At 66.7% G+C, this 22,722-nt stretch carries 20 protein-coding genes; 17 read left to right on the top strand and 3 right to left on the bottom strand.

Annotated features, from left to right (window positions below; all coding sequences use genetic code 11):
- The first annotated feature begins 18 nt into the window (after positions 1-18).
- The 3 genes from ACLHIH_RS08650 (at position 19) to ACLHIH_RS08640 (ending at position 4,500) form a co-directional block, all read left to right on the top strand.
- On the top strand, positions 19-1,149 hold the full coding sequence (locus tag ACLHIH_RS08650; protein WP_411316391.1) for a carbohydrate ABC transporter permease: 1,131 nt from the start codon (positions 19-21) through the stop codon (positions 1,147-1,149).
- A complete protein-coding gene (locus tag ACLHIH_RS08645) occupies positions 1,146-2,123 on the top strand; it encodes a carbohydrate ABC transporter permease (protein WP_411316390.1) in 978 nt (325 codons plus the stop codon). Before ACLHIH_RS08650 ends, ACLHIH_RS08645 begins: the two co-directional genes overlap by 4 nt.
- Positions 2,124-2,631: 508 nt before the next feature.
- Positions 2,632-4,500: an ABC transporter ATP-binding protein gene (locus ACLHIH_RS08640; protein WP_411317266.1), complete on the top strand. Its 1,869-nt coding sequence runs from the start codon at positions 2,632-2,634 to the stop codon at positions 4,498-4,500.
- Between the two features lie 66 nt (positions 4,501-4,566).
- On the opposite strand, the gene ACLHIH_RS08635 is transcribed toward ACLHIH_RS08640, so the two are convergent.
- Together ACLHIH_RS08635 and ACLHIH_RS08630 are read right to left on the bottom strand one after the other, a co-directional pair.
- Positions 4,567-5,289, bottom strand: coding sequence for a DUF305 domain-containing protein (locus ACLHIH_RS08635; RefSeq protein WP_411316389.1), 723 nt, complete (start codon positions 5,287-5,289; stop codon positions 4,567-4,569).
- Positions 5,286-5,963: a DUF3105 domain-containing protein gene (locus tag ACLHIH_RS08630; protein WP_411316388.1), complete on the bottom strand. Its 678-nt coding sequence runs from the start codon at positions 5,961-5,963 to the stop codon at positions 5,286-5,288. The genes ACLHIH_RS08635 and ACLHIH_RS08630 overlap by 4 nt, the downstream gene beginning before the upstream one ends.
- 208 nt (positions 5,964-6,171) lie before the next feature.
- On the opposite strand from ACLHIH_RS08630, the gene ACLHIH_RS08625 reads away from it, so the two are divergent.
- Entirely contained in the window at positions 6,172-7,536 is a 1,365-nt protein-coding gene (locus tag ACLHIH_RS08625) for a cystathionine beta-synthase (protein WP_411316387.1), read from the top strand.
- A gap of 43 nt (positions 7,537-7,579) precedes the next feature.
- A complete protein-coding gene (locus ACLHIH_RS08620; protein WP_411316386.1) occupies positions 7,580-8,752 on the top strand; it encodes a cystathionine gamma-synthase in 1,173 nt (390 codons plus the stop codon).
- Between the two features lie 6 nt (positions 8,753-8,758).
- On the opposite strand, the gene ACLHIH_RS08615 is transcribed toward ACLHIH_RS08620, so the two are convergent.
- Positions 8,759-9,577 (bottom strand): DeoR/GlpR family DNA-binding transcription regulator, encoded by an 819-nt coding sequence (locus ACLHIH_RS08615; protein WP_411316385.1) that lies wholly within the window; start codon positions 9,575-9,577, stop codon positions 8,759-8,761.
- Between the two features lie 200 nt (positions 9,578-9,777).
- Between ACLHIH_RS08615 and ACLHIH_RS08610 the strand changes: the two genes are divergently transcribed.
- From ACLHIH_RS08610 to chvE, 12 genes are all read left to right on the top strand, one after another.
- Positions 9,778-11,001, top strand: coding sequence for an ABC transporter substrate-binding protein (locus ACLHIH_RS08610; RefSeq protein WP_411316384.1), 1,224 nt, complete (start codon positions 9,778-9,780; stop codon positions 10,999-11,001).
- Between the two features lie 69 nt (positions 11,002-11,070).
- Positions 11,071-12,015 carry a carbohydrate ABC transporter permease gene (locus ACLHIH_RS08605; protein WP_411316383.1) on the top strand — a complete coding sequence of 315 codons (945 nt, stop codon included), beginning with the start codon at positions 11,071-11,073 and terminating at the stop codon, positions 12,013-12,015.
- Positions 12,012-12,857 carry a carbohydrate ABC transporter permease gene (locus ACLHIH_RS08600; RefSeq protein ID WP_411316382.1) on the top strand — a complete coding sequence of 282 codons (846 nt, stop codon included), beginning with the start codon at positions 12,012-12,014 and terminating at the stop codon, positions 12,855-12,857. Before ACLHIH_RS08605 ends, ACLHIH_RS08600 begins: the two co-directional genes overlap by 4 nt.
- 45 nt (positions 12,858-12,902) lie before the next feature.
- A complete protein-coding gene (locus ACLHIH_RS08595) occupies positions 12,903-13,763 on the top strand; it encodes a ketose-bisphosphate aldolase (RefSeq protein WP_411316381.1) in 861 nt (286 codons plus the stop codon).
- On the top strand, positions 13,735-14,976 hold the full coding sequence (locus ACLHIH_RS08590) for an ADP-dependent glucokinase/phosphofructokinase (protein WP_411316380.1): 1,242 nt from the start codon (positions 13,735-13,737) through the stop codon (positions 14,974-14,976). Before ACLHIH_RS08595 ends, ACLHIH_RS08590 begins: the two co-directional genes overlap by 29 nt.
- 137 nt (positions 14,977-15,113) lie before the next feature.
- Positions 15,114-16,154: a LacI family DNA-binding transcriptional regulator gene (locus ACLHIH_RS08585; RefSeq protein WP_411317265.1), complete on the top strand. Its 1,041-nt coding sequence runs from the start codon at positions 15,114-15,116 to the stop codon at positions 16,152-16,154.
- Between the two features lie 89 nt (positions 16,155-16,243).
- Positions 16,244-17,980, top strand: a complete 1,737-nt coding sequence (gene araB / locus ACLHIH_RS08580) for a ribulokinase (RefSeq protein ID WP_411316378.1) — start codon at positions 16,244-16,246, stop codon at positions 17,978-17,980.
- Entirely contained in the window at positions 17,977-18,675 is a 699-nt protein-coding gene (locus ACLHIH_RS08575) for an L-ribulose-5-phosphate 4-epimerase (protein WP_411316377.1), read from the top strand. Before araB ends, ACLHIH_RS08575 begins: the two co-directional genes overlap by 4 nt.
- Positions 18,672-20,192: an L-arabinose isomerase gene (araA, locus tag ACLHIH_RS08570; RefSeq protein WP_411316376.1), complete on the top strand. Its 1,521-nt coding sequence runs from the start codon at positions 18,672-18,674 to the stop codon at positions 20,190-20,192. The genes ACLHIH_RS08575 and araA overlap by 4 nt, the downstream gene beginning before the upstream one ends.
- 7 nt (positions 20,193-20,199) lie before the next feature.
- Complete coding sequence (locus ACLHIH_RS08565) at positions 20,200-21,255, top strand: LacI family DNA-binding transcriptional regulator (RefSeq protein WP_411316375.1); 1,056 nt, start codon at positions 20,200-20,202, stop codon at positions 21,253-21,255.
- A 112-nt stretch (positions 21,256-21,367) separates the two neighbouring features.
- A complete protein-coding gene (locus ACLHIH_RS08560) occupies positions 21,368-21,502 on the top strand; it encodes a hypothetical protein (RefSeq protein WP_411316374.1) in 135 nt (44 codons plus the stop codon).
- A gap of 90 nt (positions 21,503-21,592) precedes the next feature.
- Positions 21,593-22,708, top strand: coding sequence for a multiple monosaccharide ABC transporter substrate-binding protein (gene chvE / locus ACLHIH_RS08555; protein WP_411316373.1), 1,116 nt, complete (start codon positions 21,593-21,595; stop codon positions 22,706-22,708).
- The last annotated feature ends 14 nt before the right edge of the window (positions 22,709-22,722 follow it).

Below are 22,722 nucleotides of genomic sequence, written 5' to 3'. Positions count from 1 at the left end.
GTGCTCGAAAGGCTTTTCATGTCAGATTTCCTCCAGTGGGTGACCGGGCTCCCGTCACTCGCCCAGATCCCCGTCGTGGTGATCGCGTTCCTCGCGGTCATCTCACTCCTCGTCTTCCTCATCGACATCGCGCCGCGGTCCGGGAAGCTCTACACGGGCATCCGCCTCGCGGTGTGCGTGCTCGCCCCCGCCGTGCTGTTTCTCGTGCTCGGGTCGATCGTGCTCGCTGCCGCCGTCGCCGCGGTGCTCGGAGCCGTGTTCTTCTGGCTCGACTACCGGTCGAAGAAGGGGTCGGGTTACCTCTTCCAGCTTGTCGGCTTCCTCGCCCCCGCCATCCTGCTGCTCGCGATCGGGCTCATCTACCCCACCGTCAAGACGACGATCGACTCGTTCTTCTCGAGTCGCGGCAACTTCGTCGGCCTCGACAACTTCATCTGGATCTTCACGCAGCCGTCGGGCATCCGCACCGTGCTCAACACGATCGTGTGGGTTCTCGTCGCGCCGCTCGCGTCGACGATCTTCGGCCTCGCGTACGCCGTCTTCATCGACAAGTCGCGCGGCGAGAAATACTTCAAGATCCTCGTCTTCATGCCCATGGCGATCTCGTTCGTCGGGGCGTCGATCATCTGGCGTTTCGTCTACACCGCGAGGCCGGAGGGTCAAGAGCAGATCGGTCTGCTCAACCAGATCGTCGTGCTCTTCGGTGGCCAGCCCATCGCGTTCCTCTCCGAAGCTCCGTGGAACACGTTCTTCCTCATCGTCGTGCTCATCTGGGTGCAGACCGGGTTCGCGATGGTCATCCTCTCGGCGGCGATCAAGGGCGTGCCGGTCGAGCAGCTCGAAGCGGCCGAGCTCGACGGCACGAACGCGTGGCAGCGCTTCCGCAACGTGACGGTGCCCGGCATCCGATCGTCTCTCGTGGTCGTTCTCACGACGATCTCGATCGCCTCGCTCAAAGTCTTCGACATCGTGCGCACGATGACCGCGGGTGCCAACGACACGAGCGTGATCGCCAACGAGATGTACACCCAATTCACGACCTTCGAATACGGCAGGGCATCGGCGTTCGCCGTGGTGCTGTTCCTGCTCGTGCTGCCGATCGTCGTCTACAACGCACGTCAACTGAAGCTGCAGAGGGAGATCCGATGAGCGCCGCGACACCCGTCACCATTCCCGTCGACGCGCAGACCAAGCGTCGGCTCGAGCGCGGTGTCAAGGCCGACACCGCCACCGCGAGCGGGCGCACCAAGAAGCGGCTCACGAGCCGGGGCGCCACGATCGCCGCGCTCATCATCGCGCTGCTCTGGACGCTCCCGACGTTCGGTCTGTTCGTCTCCTCGTTCCGTCCCGCCGGTCTCGTGAACTCGACGGGGTGGTGGACGATCTTCCAGAACCCCGGGTTCACGTTCGACAACTACACGGCGGTTCTCGCGGCGGGCAACAGCCAGCTCAACCTCGCGGGGGCGTTCATCAACTCGCTCGCGATCACCATCCCGGCGACGATCTTTCCGCTCATCATCGCGACGCTCGCGGCCTACGCATTCGCGTGGATCGACTTCAAAGGCAAGAACTGGATTTTCATCGGGGTCTTCGCTCTGCAGATCGTGCCGCTGCAGATGGCGCTCATCCCGTTGCTGAGCCTGTTCTCGCGGGGCTTGAGCGTCGGCGACTTCCAGATCTTCGCGGGGCTCGGGGCGAGCGGCGGATACGCGCAAGTGTGGATCGCCCACACGATCTTCGCGCTCCCCCTCGCGATCTTCCTGCTCCACAACTTCGTCTCGGAGATCCCGGGCGAGGTCATCGAGGCGGCGAGGGTCGACGGCGCGAGCCACGGACAGATCTTCTTCCGTATCGTGCTCCCGCTGAGCATGCCCGCTATCGCGTCGTTCGCGATCTTCCAGTTCCTGTGGGTGTGGAACGACTTGCTCGTGGCGCTCATCTTCGCTGACGGCGCGGTCGCTCCGATGACCAAACTGCTCGCCGAGATCACGGGAAGCCGGGGTCAGGACTGGAACCTCCTCACCGCGGGAGCATTCATCTCGATCCTCGTGCCGCTCATCGTGTTCTTCGCGCTGCAGCGGTACTTCGTGCGCGGACTCCTCGCGGGGTCGACGAAGGGCTGATCGCGGGGCGGCGCCGCGCGGTCGCCGCGCGCATCCGCTGGTCATTTCGGCACCCGCCGCGCAAATGTGGGCGGCGGGTGCGGATAGGGGCGGCGGATGTCGGGCGGGGCTCGTAACGCGACGGGCGGGTTGTCCGGCGTGGACGGATGCGGCGCGGGTGGTCGCTCGGCGGGTAGCCGGCGCATGCGCTCGTTGTTTCGGCACCCGCTGCCGAAATGTGGGCGGCGGGTGCCGATAAGGGCGGCGGATGTCGGGCGGGGCGCGCAAGGCGACGGGCGGGCGGTTCGGCGTGGACGGATGCGGCGCGGGTGGTCGCTCGGGGGGTAGCTGCGCGCATCCGCTGGTCGTTTTGGCATTCGCTGCCTCAATGTGGGCGGCGGGTGCCGATGGGGGCGGCGGATGTGGGTGGGGCGCGCAGCACGACGGGGGCGGGCGCGCAACGCGACGAGCGGGGCGCGCTCTCGGTGAGCGTGCGGCGCCGCCCGCATAGGGTGACGGAGTGAGTGGAATGCGAGGCGGTAGCCGCGGGGGTCGGGTGAGCGGCGGGGATGCCGCGGCGCAGCGTGAAGAGAACGCGAGTGCGCCCCGCATCCCACACCTGCTGCGCCGCATCGGGACCCTCTTCGCGCCGCACAAGCGGGCGCTCGCCCTCACGATCACCCTCGTGATCGTCGGTGCGGGACTCACGGTGCTACCCCCGCTGCTCACGCAGCGCGCCTTCGACGAGGGGCTGTTTCCGGCCGGCGGGCCCGACGTGCCGCTGCTCGCCGAACTCGTCGGGCTCATGATCGCGATCTACATCGCGAGCGCCGCCCTCGGTGTGTGGCAGACCTGGCTCACGGCGACCGTCGGCAACGCCGTGATGGGGTCGCTCAGGGTCAAACTGTTCAGCCACCTGCAGCGCATGGAACTCGCGTTCTTCACCAAGACGAAGACGGGCGTCATCCAGTCCCGACTGCAGAACGACGTCGGCGGTGTCGCGGGCGTGCTCACCAACACCGTCTCGAGCGTGCTCGGCAACACCGTGACCGTGATCGCGGCGTTCATCTCGATGCTCGTGCTCTCGTGGCAGCTCACGCTCGTGGCCGTCGTGCTCATGCCCGTGCTCGTGATCGCGCAGCGTCGCGTCGGTCAGGTGCGCGCTCGCATCGCGACGAAGACGCAAGAGTCGCTCAGCGACATGACCGCGATCACCCAGGAGACGCTCTCGGTCTCCGGCATCCTGCTCGCCAAGAGCTTCACGCAGCAGCGCGCCGAGATCGCGCGCTACAGCGGCGAGAACGACACCCAGGTGGGCCTGCAGGTGCGGCTGCAGATGAGCGGCCAGTGGTTCTTCGCCCTCGTGCAGATCTTCCTCGCCGTGATCCCGGCGATCGTCTACCTCGTCTCGGCGTTCCTGCTCCTCGGCGACGTGCCCATCACGGCGGGCACGATCGTCGCGTTCACGACGGTGCAAGCGAGACTCATGTGGCCGCTTCTCGGCCTCATGCGCGTGGCGCTCGACCTGCAGACGTCGTCGGCTCTCTTCGCGCGCATCTTTGAGTACCTCGACTTGCGGCCCGCGATCGTCGACCGGCCCGGTGCGCGCGACGTCGACGAGTCGCAGCTCGGCCGCGTGGTCTTCGACGACGTCGTCTTCACCTACCCCGACTCGGGCGACGACACGCCGCCGACGCTCAAAGGTCTGAGCTTCGACATCGAGCCCGGACAGTACGCGGCGTTCGTCGGGCCGTCGGGCGCGGGCAAGACGACGGTCTCCTACCTCATCCCCCGACTGCACGAGGTGTCGGGCGGTCGCATCCTCTATGCGGGCGACGACGTGCGCGACCTCACACAGAATTCCCTCGTGTCGACCATCGGGATCGTGAGTCAGGAGACCTACCTGTTCCACGCGTCGATCGGCGAGAACCTGCGATACGCGAAGCCGGATGCGACCGACGCCGAGCTCGAGGCCGCCACGCGGGCCGCGAACATCCACTCGACCATCGCGTCGTTTCCCGAAGGCTACGACACGGTCGTGGGCGAGCGCGGCTACCGGCTGTCTGGCGGGGAGAAGCAGCGCATCGCGATCGCGCGCGTGCTGCTCAAAGACCCCGCCGTGCTCATCCTCGACGAGGCGACGAGCGCCCTCGACTCCAACTCGGAGCGCATCGTGCAGCAGGCTCTCGACACTGCGGCGCGGGGGCGCACGACGATCGCGATCGCCCACAGGCTCTCGACGATCGTCGAGGCCGACGTGATCTTCGTCGTCGACGGCGGCCGCATCGTCGAGCGCGGAACCCACGACGAACTCGTGAGGCTCGGCGGCGTCTACGCGGGGTTGTACCGCCAGCAGGTGCCGAGCGCGCCGAGCGCGCCGAGCGCGTCGAAAGGCTGAGGTGAGGAGCGAGACCGTCGAGCTGCGATCGCCGGGCTTGCCAGCGGGTGACGAGGGCTCGTCGGCTCAGTCGGCGGTGTCGCCCGGGTTCCGCTCGAGAAGCTCGGTCATGTAGTCGAGCTCGCCCTGCTGCACGAACACGATGCCGCGGGCGAGGGGCAGCACGACGGGGTTGGTCGAGCGATCGAGCACGGCGTTGGCCATCTCGATGCCGCCCTCGTGGTGCGCGATCATGAGCTCGAGAAAGAGGGTGTCCGCCTCGTCTCCCTCGGCTTCGGAGAGCTCGACGATCTGGTCTCGCGTCGCGAGCCCCGGCATCGGTTCGCCCGGCACGTGCTCGGCGTCGTCGGCGCCGTGATCGTGGGCGTCGCCGTCGAGGGCGGGTCGCGTCATCCAGGTCATCGACGGTTCGGGGGATGCCTGCGGCAGATCCCACGACGCCAACCAGCCGAACATCTGCCCCGCCTGCTGCGCTTGCGAGGTGGCGATGTCGTAGGAGAGAGAGAGCACCGCGGGGTCGTCGCTCTCCTCGCGGATGATCATGGCCATCTCGACGGCCTGCTGGTGGTGGGTCTGCATGTCGCGTGCGAAGCCGGCTTCGGCACTCGTCGTCGTGGGGGTCGCGGCGCCACCCGCGGTCAACCGACCGATCGCGAGACCGCCCGCGAGCAGGAGAGAGCCGGCGATGACGGCGGCGAGAACGCGGCGACCGCGGCCCGACGACGCGGCCGGGCGGGTGTCGTCGGCGGGGCCGGGGTCGACCGCGACGGGAGCTGTCGGGTCGGTCACGCGATCCGACCGGGCGCGTCGACGCCCTGGACACACGCCGCACCGGGCTCGGGAGCGTCGGGCGACTGCCAGAACTCATCGATGAAGTCGTCCATGCGCGGGTCGTCGACACCGTCGAGCTCGAGCTGCGCGCCCCACGCCGAGATGACCACGGGGGAGGGGAGGTCGTCGAACGGCGAGAGCACGGAGTAGGTCTCGGGGACCGCCTCGCGGAGGGCATCGATGTCACCCGTCGTGAGGGCATCCGCATCGTAGGTGACCCACACGGCACCGTGCTCGAGGGAGTGCACAGCGTTCTCGTTCGGAACCGGCTGCTCGTAGATGCCGCAGTTGAGCCACGCGGCGTTGTGGTCGCCGCCGGCCGGAGGCGTCTGGTCGTAGTCGACCGTGCCGTCGACGTGGGTGGCGGTGAGATCGTCGAACGTCTGCACGCCCGCGATCGGTTCGTCGGGACGCCCGCTCGTGACGACGGAGGTGATCACGAGGCCGAGGACGGCGACAGCCGCGACGGCACCGACCGTGATGCCGATCGTGCGGTTGCGCTTCTCTTTGGCCTGCTGCTTCTTGAGCACGGCGACCTTCTCGGCCCGCCGTGCTTCGCGTTGCTGCTTGACGGTGAGGTCTTTGCGGGCAGACGGCGGGACGGGCGTTGAATCGTTATCGCGAGAAGCCACGGAGAGAGGTCCTGTTCGAAAGACGGAAAGAATTCGGTTGCCATACTGCCCTATTCGGCTGAGGCCGTTCTGAGCGGTCACCCCGCGGGAGCGACGGCGGACTCCCTCGGCCCGCCCCCGCCCCGTAACACTCGGGGGCCGCTCGGTAGACTCGGCAGCCGGGTCACCGACCCGACATCCCCGCTCCTGAGTCCGACCGAGGTCCCCTGTGAAATACGCCGAATCCGTCGTCGACCTGATCGGCAACACGCCCCTCGTCAAGCTCACGAAGGTGACCGAGGGCATCAGCGCGACCGTGCTCGCGAAAGTGGAGTACCTCAACCCCGGCGGGTCGGCGAAAGACCGCATCGCGACGCGCATCATCGACGCCGCCGAACGCGACGGGTTGCTCGGGCCCGGCGGCACCATCGTCGAACCCACCTCCGGCAACACGGGTGTGGGGCTCGCGCTCGTCGCCCAGCAGCGCGGATACCGCTGCGTCTTCGTGCTGCCCGACAAGGTCGGCGAAGACAAGCGCAACGTGCTCACGGCCTACGGCGCCGAGATCGTCGTGACGCCGACCGCGGTCGCGCCCGACAGCCCCGAGTCGTACTACTCGGTCTCCGACCGCCTCGCGCGCGAGATCCCCGGCGCGTTCAAGCCCGACCAGTACTCCAACCCCAACGGACCACTGAGCCACTACGAGACCACGGGCCCCGAGATCTGGCGGGACACCGAGGGCAGAGTGACCCATTTCGTCGCGGGCGTGGGCACGGGCGGCACGATCAGCGGTGTCGGGCGCTACCTCAAAGAGGTGTCCGACGGCGCCGTGCAGATCGTCGGTGCCGACCCCGAAGGCTCGGTGTACTCCGGAGGAACGGGGCGGCCGTACCTCGTCGAAGGGGTCGGCGAAGACTTCTGGCCGAGCGCCTACGACCCGAGTGTCGTCGATCGCGTGATCGCGGCATCCGACGCCACCTCGTTCGCGTTGACCCGCAGGCTCGCTCGCGAAGAGGGCCTGCTCGTGGGCGGATCGTGCGGGCTCGCCGTCGCGGCGGCCCTCGAGGTCGCGCGCGAACTCGGCCCCGACGATGTCGTCGTCGTGCTGCTGCCCGACGGCGGCCGCGGCTACCTCGGCAAGATCTTCAACGACACCTGGATGCGCTCCTACGGCTTCTCGACGGCGCCAGACGGGGCGACCGTCGCGTCGATCGTCGGCGGCAAGACCGGAGCCCTGCCCGACCTCGTGCACGTGCACCCGTCGGACACGGTGCGCGACGCCATCCAGATCATGACCGAATACGGCATCTCGCAATTGCCCGTGCTCACCGCCGAACCGCCCGTCGTGATGGGCGAGATCATCGGTGCCGTCGACGAGCGCGGGCTCCTCGAGCTCGTCTTCAGTGGCGAGGCACAGATGACGGATGCCGTCGGGGCTTTCATTCAGCCGCCCCTCGGCCTCATCGGGGCCGGCGAATCCGTCGCGGCCGCCCGCACCGCCCTCGGCACGGCCGACGCCCTACTCGTGACCGACGAGGGAAAGCCCGCCGCGGTGCTCACGCGCCACGATCTGCTGAGCTACCTCTCGGCGTGAGCCGGCCACTCCCCACCCCTGCGAACGCTTGCTGAAAGACGACATGACCTCCGACTCTGCTTCTCGCGACTCCGCTGCTCGTGACTTCGCGACGCGCGCCATCCACTCCGGCCAGACCCCCGACCCCACCACGGGCGCCGTCATCCCGCCGATCTACCAGACCTCCACCTTCGTGCAAGACGGCATCGGGGGTTTCCGCAACGGTTACGAGTACGCCCGCGGCGGCAACCCCACGCGCACCTCGCTCGAAACCCTCCTCGCCGACCTCGAGGGGGCGAAGCACGGACTGTCGTTCTCGTCGGGCCTCGCCGGTGAAGACGCACTCCTCCGCGCGCGCCTCGCGCCGGGATCGCGCATCGTCATGGGCAACGACGTCTACGGCGGAACCCACCGCCTCGTCAACAGGCTCTTCGTGCCGTGGGGCGTCGAACTGCAGACCGTCGAGATGACCGACCTCGACGCCGTGCGCGCTGCCGTGACGCCCGGAACGACGGTGCTCTGGGTCGAGACCCCGAGCAACCCGCTCATGAAGGTGAGCGACATCGCGGCGCTCGCCGACATCGGCCACGCGGTCGGCGCGACCGTGGTCGTCGACAACACGTTCGCCTCGCCCTACCTCCAGAACCCGCTCGCGTTCGGTGCCGACGTCGTGGTGCACTCGACCACCAAATACCTCGGCGGTCACTCCGACGTGCTCGGCGGCGCCGTCGTCACCAACGACGACGAGCTCGCCGAGAAGGTGCAGTTCGTGCAGTTCGCCGCGGGCGCCGTGGGCGGACCGATGGATGCGTGGCTCACCACGCGCGGCATCAAGACCCTCGCGGTGCGCGTCGAGAAGCACTCCGCGAACGCGCTCGCGCTCGCCGAAGCGCTCGTCGGGCATCCCCGGATCGAGCGCGTGTACTACCCGGGACTCGCCGACCACCCCGGACACGAGATCGCGGCACGGCAGATGCGCGCCTTCGGTGGCATGCTCTCGCTCAAGGTCGTGGGCGGGGCATCCGCTGCCCGGCGCCTCGTCGAATCGACGGAGGTCTTCCTGCTCGCCGAATCGCTCGGCGGGGTCGAGTCGCTCATCAGTTACCCGTCGGAGATGACCCACGCGTCGGTGCGCGGAACGGCGCTCGAGGTGCCCGACGACATCGTGCGCCTCTCGGTCGGTATCGAGGGCGTCGACGACCTCGTCGGGGACATCCTGCAGGCACTCGAGCGGTAGCGGCTGTCAGGGCGGGGTCAGAACCTCGACGCCGGCTTTCTCGAGCGCTCGCGCCAGTTCGGCGGGCGGAGGGACATCCGTGATCAAGTAGTCGGCCTCCGCGAGTTCGGTGATCTGCGCGAACAAGCGCCGATCGAGCTTCGACGAATCGGCGAGGATCGCGACCTTCGCCGCGCGGTGCATCATCCCCCGGAGCATTTGAGCTTCGGCCAGGTTGCTCGTCCAGTAACCCCCGTGTGCGGAGACCGCTCCGACTCCGATCAACGCGAGATCGCTCTGGATGTCGGCCTCGCTGCCGTCGCCGAGGTGCGAACCGACGATGGGGATTCCGACGGGCCCGACTGTCGCCTGCGCCGTGAACCTCACTGACCCGCCGAACACATAGAGGTCACGAATGGCCTCGGGGGCGATTTCGTCAGGCAATCGCAAGCTGTTGGTGGCGATCGTCAATTCCCGGCGATCTCGGAGATTGCGGGCCACAGCCAAGGCTGTGCTGCCGGCGTTGATCATGAGAACCATTCCGTCGCGCACCAGGCCGGCGCCGATGATGCCGATCGCCTCTTTCGCCGCCGGTTGCATCCGGATCCGCACGTCGAGTCCGAACTCGGGGCGCGGCACGGCCGACAGGCTCACCGCGCCACCGTGCGTGCGGATGACATGGCCGTCAGCGTCGAGTTGGTCGAGGTCCCGCCGGATGGTGTCGACCGACACCTCGAATCGCTCCGCGAGTCTGGCCACCGTCACCTCTCCGGACTCGGCCACGAAGGAAGCGAGCTCCGCTTTTCTGCCCGCGGGGAGGCGCCTGCCCGAATCTTCTGTAGTCACCCTTCGATTATTAGCCATTTCGGGCCACAAGATGCACGGACATATTGACGAGATGCCGTTTTCTCCTTATCGTGACAGAAAGAAACCGCAGATAAACGCAAATAACTGCGAACGCGGAGAAGATCTCAATGAGGAGAGACATGAGCAACGTTGCTCGGCGGCGGATCCTGTTGATCGGGGCCACAGTATCCATCGCTGGAATGACCATGACCGGTTGCAGTTCAGGTGGTGCATCGAGCGGGGACGGTGGTGACGTCACCATCGAGTTCTCGCAGTGGTGGGCGCCCGAACTTCCGGAGGGTGCACTGCAAGAACTCATCGACGGGTTCGAAGACGAGAACCCGGGCGTGACCGTCGAGATGTTGAGCGGTCCATACGCGTCTGTGCAGGACCAGACCTTCACCGCCGCGGCGTCGAACACCATGGCGGATGTCGTCGGACTCGACGGCGCCTGGGTCAACGACCTGCAGAAGCAGGGCGCGCTTGCGAACATGACCGATCTGATGGCTGACGCGGACTACGACGACAGCCAACTCGCGAGTCAGGTGCAGGTGGACGGTGGCACCTACATGATTCCGGTCGTCAACTTCATCTACCCGATGTTCACGAACGACGACCTGCTCGCTGAGGCCGGCGTCTCGTCGATCCCGCAGACCCGCAGTGAGTTCGCGGCCGCCGCCGCCGCGATCAGCGACATCGATTCCACGACCAAGGGATGGGTCATCCCGCTCTCGACCGAGAATCCGAACGGCATTCAGAACGACCTCATGTCGTGGGTCTGGGCGTCCGGTGGAAGCATGCTCGACGACGACGGGCAGCCGGACCTCACGAACGCGGCGGTGACGAGCGCGACCACCTTCGTCAAGGACCTCTACGAGGCCGACGATGTCACCCCGGGTGCTCTCACGCTGCAGGAGCCCGACAAGGTGACCGAGTTCATCAACGGGCGGGTGGGAATGATGATCGACTCGCTGTCGCGGATCGACACGATCAAGGAGGCATCGCCCGATCTCAACTTCAGCATCTCCGCCATCCCCGCCGAAGACGGCTACGAGGGCGAACGTGGCATCCCTTACGCCTCGTGGGGTCTCGGTGTCTCAGCGCAGTCGGAGAACCCCGAGGAGTCGTGGGCGCTCGTGTCGTACCTCATGAGCGAGAGCGTCAACTCCGAGCTCTCGACGCTGGCGAACGCGTTCCCGGGCAACACCGCCTCGACCCCCGACTTCTCGGACGCCGACCCGCTATACGAGGACGCCTTCGAGATCTACCAGAGCGGGTACCCGGCGAATGAATTCGTCGGACTGCCCACTGCCGACTCCCTGATGCGGACGTTCGATGAGCAGTTCCAGCGAGTGTTGACCGGCGACCAGAGTGTCGAGGAAGCGCTCGAGACTTCCCAAACGGAGTGGCTCAGCGAGTTCTGATCCATCGCAGCACGGGTGGTGCACCACGGCTCCGGCTGTGGTGCACCACCCCGACAAAGGAGTCACCGAATGGTAGTCATCACACCGAGTACGCTTCGTGCGCGTCCACCAACGCCCACAAGCCCTCGCCCGCGAGTCAAGCGCGGAAGCGCCGCCCCCTACTGGTTCATCACCCCGACGGTGATCCTCCTGCTCGTCCTCATGATCGTTCCGGTCGTGATCGTGATCGCGAACTCGGTGCTCTCGGATGTCATAACGCGACCCGGGTCCGAGTTCGTCGGACTCGACAACTACGTCGCCGTCCTCGCTGAGCCGAACTTCTGGCCGGCGACCCTGAACACGGCGATCTTCTCGGGGTCGAGCGTCGCAGCCCACCTGGTGATCGGTCTCGCTTTCGCGCTGCTTCTCAACAGTCCGGTGCTCGGCAGATTCTCGAAAGGGGTCTTCCGCACCATCCTGATTCTCCCGTGGCTGTTCACGGCGGCCGTCATCGCCGTGCTCTGGCGACTCATCCTCGCCCCGAACGGCGTCATCAACTTCTTCCTCATCACCGGCGGAATCCTCGAGGAGGGTCAGGAATGGTTCGGTGACCCGGCGACCGCCCTCTTCGCCGTCACGGTGATGAACATCTGGGCGGGCTACCCGTTCTTCATGATCAGCTTGCTCGCCGGTCTGCAGGGCATCCCCGGAGAACTCAGTGAAGCGGCCACCGTGGACGGCGCGAACGCGGTGCAGCGTTTCTTCTGGGTGACTCTCCCGCAACTGATGCCGATCGTCGTCAGCATGGCGATCCTCGACCTCCTCTGGACGACCCAGCAGTTCGCGCTCATCTGGCTGACGACCGGGGGCGGACCGCTGAACGTCACCGAGATGCTCAGTACGTTCACCTACAAACTCGCCTTCGGCGACTTCGAACTGAGTCAGGCGTCAGCCAGCGCCGTGCTCGTGTTGTTGTTCTCTCTCGTCGTGGCGATCTTCTACGTGCGCCAGCAGCGGAAGGCGGCAGATCGATGACGATGACGCGTCAGACCCGACTCAGGGTGACGAGAACCGGCACGATCGCGGCATTGCTCGGAGCAGCGGTGCTCGCGGGCTTCCCGATCTTCTGGATGGTGGTCAGCTCGTTCAAAACCAACTCCGAGGTTTTCGAGTCTCCCCCGACCCTCATAACCGAGAACTTCTCGCTGGATGCGTACACGGCCGTGTTCACCGACCCCACGAAGTTGAGATTCTTCGTGAACAGCTACGTCGTGGCGATCGCGGTGACGCTGCTGACTCTTCTCGTCGCCATCCTCGCCGCATACGCCTTCAGTCGATACGACTTCAAGATGAAGGGGCTACTGAGCATCATCATCATCGGTGTCCAGGCCGTCCCGCCGATCACTCTGCTCATCCCGTACTTCACTCTCATCGTCGCGCTGCGTCTCTACGACAGCTACGCAGGGCTCATCCTCACCTACATGGTGTTCACCGTCCCCTATGCGGTGATCATGATGACGGGCTACTTCAACACCATTCCGCGCGAGCTCGACGAGGCAGTCAAGGTCGACGGAGCGGGGCCCCTCACGGCACTGTTCCGTGTGATCGTGCCTGTCGCCATGCCGGGCATCGTGTCGGTGGGGGTGTACACGTTCATGATCGCGTGGAACGAGTACCTCTTCGCCCTCACCCTCACGCGCACAGAAGAGATGCGCACTCTGCCGATCGGCATCCAGCTCCTCCTTGGCCAGGCCAATCAGGAGTGGGCCCAGCTCATGTCGATGAGCCTGCTCGGGATGCTCCCGGTTCTGATCCTCTTTCTGTTCTTTCAGCGTCACTTCATCGGGGGGCTGACCTCCGGTGCGGTGAAGAGCTGACCCGCACGACACCGCACCACCTACGAAAAAGGAGAACCATCACCCATGCTGCTTTCGGGAAAAGACCTGCTCGACGTCGCGAATGAGAACAACTTCGCGATCCCCGCCTTCAACATCAGTGACTGGGCCATGCTCAACGGTGTGATCGCCGTGAGCGAGGAGAAGAAGTCCCCGGTGATCCTCGCGATCCACCCCGATGAGCTCAGCCACATCGGCGTCGACATGATGCCTGGTGTCGTCGCCCGCGCCCGCAATGCGAGCATCCCGGTCACGATCCACCTCGACCACGGCGCGACCTATCAGCAAGTGCTCACGGCGATCCAGCACGGATTCACCTCGGTGATGATCGACGGTTCGATGCTGCCGTTCGACGACAACGCCACACTGACAGCGAAGATCGTCGAAGCGGCGCACTCGGTCGGACTGTCGGTCGAGGGGGAACTCGGAACCATCGGCAAGACCGATGACGAGGCCGAGGCCGGCACCGCCGACATCATCTACACCGAGCCCGCGGAGGCGGTCCGCTTCGTCGAACTCACCGGCGTCGACAGTCTCGCGATAGCCATCGGGACCCGCCACGGGATCTACCCGTCGCACCTCAAGGCCGAGCTGAGACTCGACCTGCTCAAGGAGATCAAGGCCGCCGTGTCGATCCCCCTGGTTCTTCACGGCGGATCAGACAACCCGGACGACGAGATCGGCCAGGCGGTCAAGCTCGGTGTCAACAAGATCAACATCTCGAGTGACATCAAGGTGGCCTACCACCGAAAGGTGCGCGAGATCCTGGCGGATGCGACCGTGCGGGAGCCGAACACGATCCAACCTCCCGCCATCGCGGCGATGAAGGTCACCGCAGCGCAGAAGATCGACCTCTTCGATGCGGCTGGTCGTGCACGCCACTACTAGGTCCGACTCCTGTGCCGCCGAGGTCGTTCTCGGACTCGGCGGCACGGTCGACCTCGAAGTGGGATGGGATGCAGACACGCTGTCGATGCTCGCCGCCGAGTACTGTCTCACCCCCGCAGATCTGGTCGCGCCCCGTGCACTGAAGACGGAGCGCGACGTTCTCTGTGCTGTTCTCTCGCACGTGCCCGAGGGGACCGGCGGCGAGTACTTCGTCGACGAACCCGACGCGCTCGGCTCGTTCACCGATCGATTCGCGAGTGTCCGGACCTTGGGCGGCACACCGGTGCGCGCCGCCATAGCTATGGACCGCATCGGAATGCCCTCCACGGTGCATCTCGTGAGCGTCGACGACACGGTGCGGCGCCTGATGCCGCCGACGGTCGAGATCATCTCCAGTGCCGATCACGATTCGTTCGACCCTCACGTGATCGTGCAGTTCCCTGCCGGAGCCACAGTCCGCGTCGGCTCTCACGACTTCGTCACCCCTCATCCGAACCGGGTGATCCTCTCGAACGATCTGCCGAACCAGCTGATGGTCATCAGTGAAGAGCTGGGAGACGCCGTCGAAAAAGCCCGCGTCATCATGGTGTCGGGATTCAATTCGATGCGAAACGTCGAGCTTCTCGAGAGGCGTCTCTCGGACGTCACTCGACATCTCGCCCGCCGCAACCCCTCGGCGATCGCATGGTACGAGCACAGCGGATTCCACGTGTCCGGCTTCTCGGATCGGGTCCGGATGGCACTGGGCCAGACGGTCGACATCTGGAGCTGCAACGAGGATGAGCTCGCGGTGCACCTCGGGCATCGGATCGACCTGCTCGACCCGAAAGCGGTGGTCGAGGCCGTTCGTCGACTGCACGCCGATGTCGGATCGACGACGGTCGTCGTGCACTCCCGGCACTGGGCACTGGCTGTCGGCGGGGATTCCGCTGTGCAGCTCGCGGCCCTCGACGGCGGGATCACAAGCGCGAGCGCGCGCTACGCCTTCGGCGACCACGTCGACCGTTCCCGTCTCGACGCTCTCGCTCAGTGGCCCCGGCAGCCTGACGCTGTCCGATTCGTCGAGGAGCTGGCCTCGATCGCGGGACCCCACATCTCGGCCAGGCCGGCTTTCCTCATCCCGGTCGATTCACCGACCACGATCGGCCTCGGCGACACCTTCGTCGGCGGGGCTCTCGCGGCCCTGCGGGAACTGAGGTCGGGAGAAGCGTGAATCGGTGAGCGGGCGTTGGAAACGCCACCGAGCCCGCTCAGACGCGGCGGCTGGCGCTCACGCTCGATGCGCCATACTGGACCGGTTCACGAAATGTGAACGTACACATCGTCAATGAAGCCGGGTTCGACATCATCATGGAACCACCGAAGGGCAGAGCTCCCAACATCCGGGACGTCGCTCGCCTCGCCGGAGTGTCGTACCAGACGGTGTCTCGAGTGCTCAACAACTCCGAGAACATCAAGCCGAGCACCAAAGAGCGCGTTCTCGAGATCATCGGTGAGATCGGGTACCGCCCCAATCAGGCCGCGCGGGCCCTCGTCACGAGCAAGTCGAGGACTCTCGGGGTGCTCACCGCACAGACCGCGCACTACGGCCCGAACACGAGCCTGCGCGCCATCGAGGATGCCGCGCGTGAGGCCGGATACCTCGTGAGCACGATGAGTCTCGCGACGAGCGACTACGCCTCGATCACCGGCGGCCTCGAGCACCTCATGGCGCAAGCCATCGAGGGGCTCGTCGTCATCGCCCCGCAGGTGCGGGTGTTCGACGCGTTCAAAGCACTCGAGCTCACGATCCCGCTCGTCACCCTCGACTCGACGGGGCGCGACGCCCCGCGCAGCCTCTCCGTCGACCAGATCGCGGGCGCACGTCTCGTCACGCGGCACCTCATCGATCTCGGGCACGCCGACATCCTGCACCTCGCCGGACCCCAGGACTGGATCGAGGCCGAAGCGCGGATGCGCGGCTTCCTCGACGAGATCGACCGTGCCGATTTGCGGCTCTTCCCTCCCATCCTCGGCGACTGGACAGCCGACTTCGGATATCACGTGGGGGAGGAGGTCGTGCAGTTCCGTGACTTCACGGCCGTGTTCGCCGCGAACGATCAGATGGCTCTCGGTCTCATGCACGCGTTCCGTGATGCGGGGCTCGACGTGCCGGGAGATGTGAGCGTGGTCGGCTTCGACGACATCCCCGAGGCGCGGCACTTCTGGCCGACCCTCACGACGGTCCGACAGGATTTCGCCGAGCTGGGTCGCCGCTCCGTCGCCCTCCTCGTCGGCGAGATCGAGGGGGAGACCGGGCTCAACCACGATCAGATCCTGCCCGAGCTCGTGGTGCGGGAGTCGTCGGCCGCACCTCCGCCCCGCATCGACAAGTGGGCGCCCCGGCGGTAGGCTCGGGGCAAATGTGAGCGCTCACATTCCGAAGCGCCGCACCACTGAACCCCACCAGTGAACCCCATCCCCAGACGAAGGAGTCGCCCGTGAGCACTGCGCCACCGGTCCATTCGCCCGACGATCAGTTCGTGATCGGCATCGACTACGGCACCCTCTCGGGCCGCGCGCTCGTCGTGCGGGTATCCGACGGTGCCGAGCTCGGTTCGGCCACCCACGAGTACAGCCACGCGGTCATGGACACGACCCTCGCGGCGACGGGCGCACCGTTGCCGCCCGAGTGGGCTCTGCAGGTGCCGTCGGACTACGTCGACGTGCTCAAGACCGCGGTCCCCGCCGCGATCCGGGCGACGGGCATCGACCCCGCGAAAGTCATCGGCGTCGGCACCGACTTCACCGCGAGCACCCCGCTGCCCGTGCTGAGCGACGGAACACCCCTCAACGAGCTCCCCGAGTTCGCCGACCGCCCGCACGCCTACGTCAAACTGTGGAAGCACCACGCCGCCGGGGGCCAGGCCGACCGCATCAACGCCCTCGCCGCCGACCGCGACGAGTCGTGGCTGCCCCGCTACGGCGGGCTCATCTCGAGCGAGTGGGAGTTCGCGAAAGGGCTCCAGCTTCTCGAAGAAGACCCCGAGCTCTACGAGCGCATGGACCACTGGGTCGAAGCGGCCGACTGGATCGTCTGGCAGCTCACCGGCACCTACGTGCGCAACGCGTGCACCGCGGGCTACAAGGGCATCCTGCAAGACGGCGCCTACCCGAGCCGCGACTTCCTCGCGGCGCTCAACCCCGACTTCGCCGGGTTCGCCGACGACAAGGTCGCGCACGAGATCGGTCGTCTCGGGGATGCCGCTGGCACCCTCTCCGCGCAGGCCGCCGAGTGGACCGGCCTCCCCGAGGGCATCGCCGTCGCGGTCGGCAACGTCGACGCTCACGTGACGGCCCCGGCCGCGGGGGCCGTCGAGCCCGGCCAGATGCTCGCGATCATGGGCACCTCGACGTGCCACGTCATGAACTCCGACCAGCTGCGCGACGTCCCCGGAATGTGCGGCGTGGTCGACGGCGGAATCGTCGACGGGCTCTACGGCTACGAGGCGGGCCAGTCGGGTGTCGGCGACATCTTCGCGTGGTTCGTCAAGAACCAGGTGCCCGAGCGCTACACCGCGGCCGCGGCCGAAGCGGGCCTGAGCATCCACGAGCACCTCACCGAACTCGTGCGCGACCAGCCCGTCGGCGGCCACGGACTCGTCGCACTCGACTGGCACAGCGGCAACCGCTCCGTTCTCGTCGACCACCAGTTGAGCGGCACCGTCGTGGGCATGACGCTCACGACGCGCCCCGAAGAGGTCTACCGAGCGCTCTTCGAGGCGACGGCCTTCGGCACGAGGGTCATCGTCGAGGCATTCGCCGAGAGTGGTGTCCCCGTGACCGAGTTCATCGTCGCGGGCGGGCTGCTGCGCAACAGCTTCCTCATGCAGACCTACAGCGACATTCTGCGCATGCCGATCTCGATCATCGCGAGCGACCAGGGACCCGCGCTCGGGTCGGCGATCCACGCGGCCGTCGCCGCCGGGGCCTACCCCGACGTGCGTGCCGCTGGCGAGGTCATGGGCAAGGTCGACCGAGCCGTCTACACGCCCGACGAGGCGAGAGCGGATGCCTACGACCTCCTGTTCGACGAGTACGCCCTGCTCCACGACTACTTCGGTCGCGGCAGCAACGACGTCATGCACAGGCTCAAGGCCATGAAGCGGGATGCCTACGGCACCCCGAAAGACGAGAGCGGTGTCAGCGACGCCGCCGAAAGGGAGGCAGACGTATGACATTCAGCCCAGACATCCAGATCGCCATCCAGAAGGTCCGCGACGACGTCTCGAAACTGCACGAGCAGCTCACGCGCTACAACCTCGTGATCTGGACGGGTGGCAACATCTCCGGGCGCGTGCCCGGCGCCGACCTCTTCGTGATCAAGCCGAGCGGTGTGGAGTACGACGACCTCGCGCCGTCGAACATGATCCTCTGCCACCTCGACGGCACCGTCGTCGAGGGCTCGGAGGGAAGCGAGCGCAGCCCCTCGAGCGACACGGCGGCTCACGCCTACGTCTACCGCAACATGCCCGAGGTCGGGGGAGTCGTGCACACGCACTCGACCTATGCCACGGCGTGGGCGGCGCGCGGTGAAGCCGTGCCGTGTGTGATCACGGGCCAGGCCGACGAGTTCGGCGGCGAGATCCCGGTCGGGCCGTTCGCGATCATCGGCGACGAATCGATCGGCGAAGGCATCGTCGAGACCCTCACGGGCCACCGCTCGAGGGCCGTGCTCATGCAGAACCACGGTGTGTTCACGATCGGCTCGAACCCGCGCGACGCCGTCAAGGCCGCCGTGATGGCGGAGGATGTCGCGCGCACCGTGCACATCGCCAAGCAGCTCGGCGACACCATCCCCATCCCGCAGGACAAGATCGATTCCCTCTTCGATCGCTATCAGAACGTCTATGGACAGAAGGCGACATCATGACCCGCAGCATCATCCCCGAGCTCTCCGACTACGAGGTCTGGTTCGTCACCGGCAGCCAGAACCTCTACGGAGACGAGACGCTCAAGCAAGTGGCCGAGCAGTCGCAGGAGATCGCGACTGCCCTCCAGAACGCGACGGGCATCCCGGTCACGGTCACGTGGAAGCCCGTGCTCAAGGACTCCGACTCGATCAAGAGGCTCGCTCTCGACGCCAACGCCGACGACCGGGTCATCGGTGTGATCGCGTGGATGCACACGTTCAGCCCAGCCAAGATGTGGATCACGGGTCTCGACCTGCTGCGCAAGCCGCTGTTGCACCTCCACACCCAGGCGAACGTCGAACTCCCCTGGTCGGAGATCGACATGGACTTCATGAACCTCAACCAGGCCGCCCACGGCGACCGGGAGTTCGGATACATCCAGACCCGCCTCGGTGTCGCCCGCAAGACCGTCGTCGGTCACGTGTCGAACCCCGCCGTGGTCGCGCAGGTCGGCACCTGGAGCCGCGCCGCCGCAGGGTGGGCCGCGACCCACGAGCTCAAGCTCGCGCGCTTCGGCGACAACATGCGCTTCGTCGCCGTGACCGAGGGTGACAAGACCGAGGCCGAACTGCAGTTCGGCGTGCAGGTCAACACCTGGGGTGTCAACGATCTCGTCGCGGCGGTCGACGCGGCGAGCGAGACGGATGTCGACGCTCTCGTCGCCGAATACGAGGAGCTCTACGACGTCGTTCCCGAGCTGCGCTCCGGAGGCGACCGCCACGAGTCGCTGCGCTACGGCGCACGCATCGAGCTCGGCCTGCGCTCGTTCCTCGAGGCCGGCGGGTTCAGCGCGTTCACGACGAGTTTCGAAGACCTCGGTGGGCTCCGCCAGCTTCCCGGGCTCGCCGTTCAGCGCCTCATGGCCGACGGCTACGGCTTCGGCGCGGAGGGCGACTGGAAGACGGCCGTGCTCGTGCGTGCCGCGAAGGTCATGGGCTCGGGTCTCGCCGGTGGCGCCTCGCTCATGGAGGACTACACCTACGACATGACTGCGGGCGAGGAGCTCATCCTCGGTGCCCACATGCTCGAGGTCTGCCCGTCGCTCACCACCTCGAAGCCCCGCCTCGAGATCCACCCGCTCGGCATCGGCGGGCGCGAAGACCCCGTTCGCCTCGTCTTCGACACGGATGCCGGCCCCGCCGTCGTCGTGGCCCTCTCCGACATGCGCGACAGGTTCCGTCTCGTCGCGAACGTCGTCGAGGTCGTCGACCTCCCGCACCCGCTGCCCAAGCTCCCGGTCGCCCGGGCGCTGTGGAAGCCCGAGCCCGACTTCGCGACGAGCGCGGCAGCCTGGCTCACCGCGGGGGCCGCGCACCACACCGTCATGAGCACGGCCGTGGGCATCGAGGTCTTCGAGGACTTCGCCGAGATCGCGCGCAACGAACTCGTCGTCATCGACTCGTCGACGACGCTGCGCTCGTTCGCGCGCGAGCTCAAGTGGAACCAGGCGTACTACCGCCTCGCCCGGGGGCTCTAGAGCGCGCGTGGCGGCCACGATCACGGACGTCGCGAAGCTCGCGGGGGTGTCGCACCAGACGGTCTCTCGCGTGCTCAACGACGGAGTGAACGTGCGGCCGGCCACGCGCGAGCGCGTCGAGCGCGCCATCAGCGAGCTGCGCTATCGCCCGAGCGCGGCGGCGCGCGCACTCGCGACACGCAAGACCCGCACGATCGGCCTCATCATGACGGGCGGGCCTCTCTTCGGACCGAGCAGCACCATGCTCGCGTTCGACGAGAGTGCCCGCCTCGCCGGCTACCACGTGTCGATCGCGACGATGTCGACGATCGACAGGCAGTCGATGATCGACGCCGTCGACTTCCTGCTCGCGCAAGAGGTCGAGGCGCTCGTTCTCGTCGTCGCCGACGAGGTCGTCTTCGACGCGATCGCGGGGCTCGACATCTCGGTGCCGCTCGTGACGGCCGAGAGCAGCCATCGGTCGGGCTTCCACAGCGTCGCGATCGACCAGTACTCGGGCGCGAGAGCGGCGACCGCCCATCTGCTCGACCTCGGCCACGACCGCGTCGTGCACGTGGCGGGCCCCCGGTGGTCCGTCGACGCCGCGGAGCGGGAACGCGGATGGCGCGACGAGATGGTCTCCCGCGCACTGCCGACGCGCTCACCCATCGTCGGGGACTGGAGCCCCGCGAGCGGGTTCGCGATCGGGCAGGAGCTCGTGGCGACAGACGCCCTCGCCGCCGGGGGCAGGCCCTCGGCGATCTTCTGTGCCAACGACCAGATGACGGTCGGGCTCATCAGGGCGCTCTCGGACGCGGGGGTGCAGATACCCCGGGATGTGAGCATCGTCGGGTTCGACGACATCCCCGAGTCGAGATTCCTGCGCCCCGCCCTCACGACGGTTCGGCAGGACTTCACCGACCTCGGGTCGCGTCTCATGGCCGCGGTCCTCGCCGCGCTCGAGGGGGATCAGGCGCCGCCCCCGAGCGATTCTGCAACGCGACTCATCGTGCGCGGGTCGACGGCCGCCCCTCGCCGGGCCGATGCGCGAACCCCGTTATCGAACCGTGAATCACGGAGTTGACAGGCGCGATCGTTTTAGGGCTAGCATGAGGTCGTCCATGTGACCGTTCACATTGGCTCGCAGCACCCGCACCAGCACCCCGCACCTGTACCGCATGACGAAGAGGTCAAGCATGAACACCCATTCCCTCGGCCCCGTGTCGCGCGACATCGTCGCGTCGGGCGGAGCTCTCCCCCTCCGGTCCTCCTCCGTGCGCCCGGCCCGAGCCGCGCACTCTGCGCTCGCGCTCACTCCGAGCGCCCGCTGACACCTCCCCCACCACTCCGGTCGGCCGCACTCGGTGCCGTCGATCGGTCCCCTCTCTCTTGAGACCACGAGAAACAACGAAAGGAACACAGTGAAGAAGAAGCAACTCCTCACCGGCATCGCCGCCGCGGGAATTCTCACCATGACGCTCGCCGGATGCAGCGGCGACCGCACCGGAGGCGGGGGTGGCGAGGGCGCAAGCGCCGAAGACATCACCGTCGGAGTCGCCATGCCGACGCAGCAGTCGGAGCGGTGGATCGCCGACGGCGACAACGTCGAGGCCGCACTCGAAGAGCTCGGCTACTCGGTCGACCTCCAGTTCGCCAACGACGACATCCCCACCCAGGTCTCTCAGATCGAGAACATGATCTCGACCGGCGTCGGAGCACTCATCGTCGCCTCGATCGACGGCACGACCCTCACGAGCGTTCTCCAGCAGGCGGCAGACCAGGGCATCCCGGTCATCGCCTACGACCGTCTCATCAACGGAACCGAGAACGTCGACTACTACACGACCTTCGACAACTACGAGGTCGGCGTGCAGCAGGCCACGTCGCTCCTCACGGGTCTCGGTGTTCTCGACGAGAACGGCGAAGAGACCGGTGAAGAGGGTCCCTTCAACGTCGAGCTGTTCGCCGGTAGCCCCGACGACAACAACGCCAACTTCTTCTGGGATGGCGCTATCGACACCCTCCAGCCCTACCTCGACTCCGAGGTGCTCAACGTGCCCAGTGGCCAGTTGAACTTCGAGCAGGCCGCGATCCTCCGCTGGTTGCCCGAGACCGCGCAGGAGCGCATGGAGAACATCCTCACGATCATCGGTGACGAGCAGATCGACGGAGTGTTGTCGCCTTACGACGGCCTCTCGATCGGCATCATCTCCGCTCTCACGAGCGGTGGATACTCGGCGAGCGACCTGCCCATCATCACGGGTCAAGACGCCGAGGTCGGCTCGGTCCGCTCCATCATCGCGGGCGAGCAGTACTCGACGATCTTCAAGGACACGCGTCTGCTCGGTGAGCAGGCCGTCGCCATGGTCGACGCCGTGCTCAACGACGAAGAGCCCGAGGTCAACGACACCGAGACGTACGACAACGGTGAGAAGGTCGTTCCGTCCTTCCTCCTCGAGTCGGAGATCGTGACCGTCGACAACTACGAAGAGGTTCTCATCGGCGCGGACTACTACACCGCCGAAGACCTGGAGTAATCGAGGTCGAGGCC

The sequence above is a fragment of the Marisediminicola sp. LYQ134 genome, assembly GCF_046599635.1.
GTDB lineage: Bacteria > Actinomycetota > Actinomycetes > Actinomycetales > Microbacteriaceae > Marisediminicola.
This window is presented reverse-complemented; position numbering and strand designations above follow the sequence as displayed.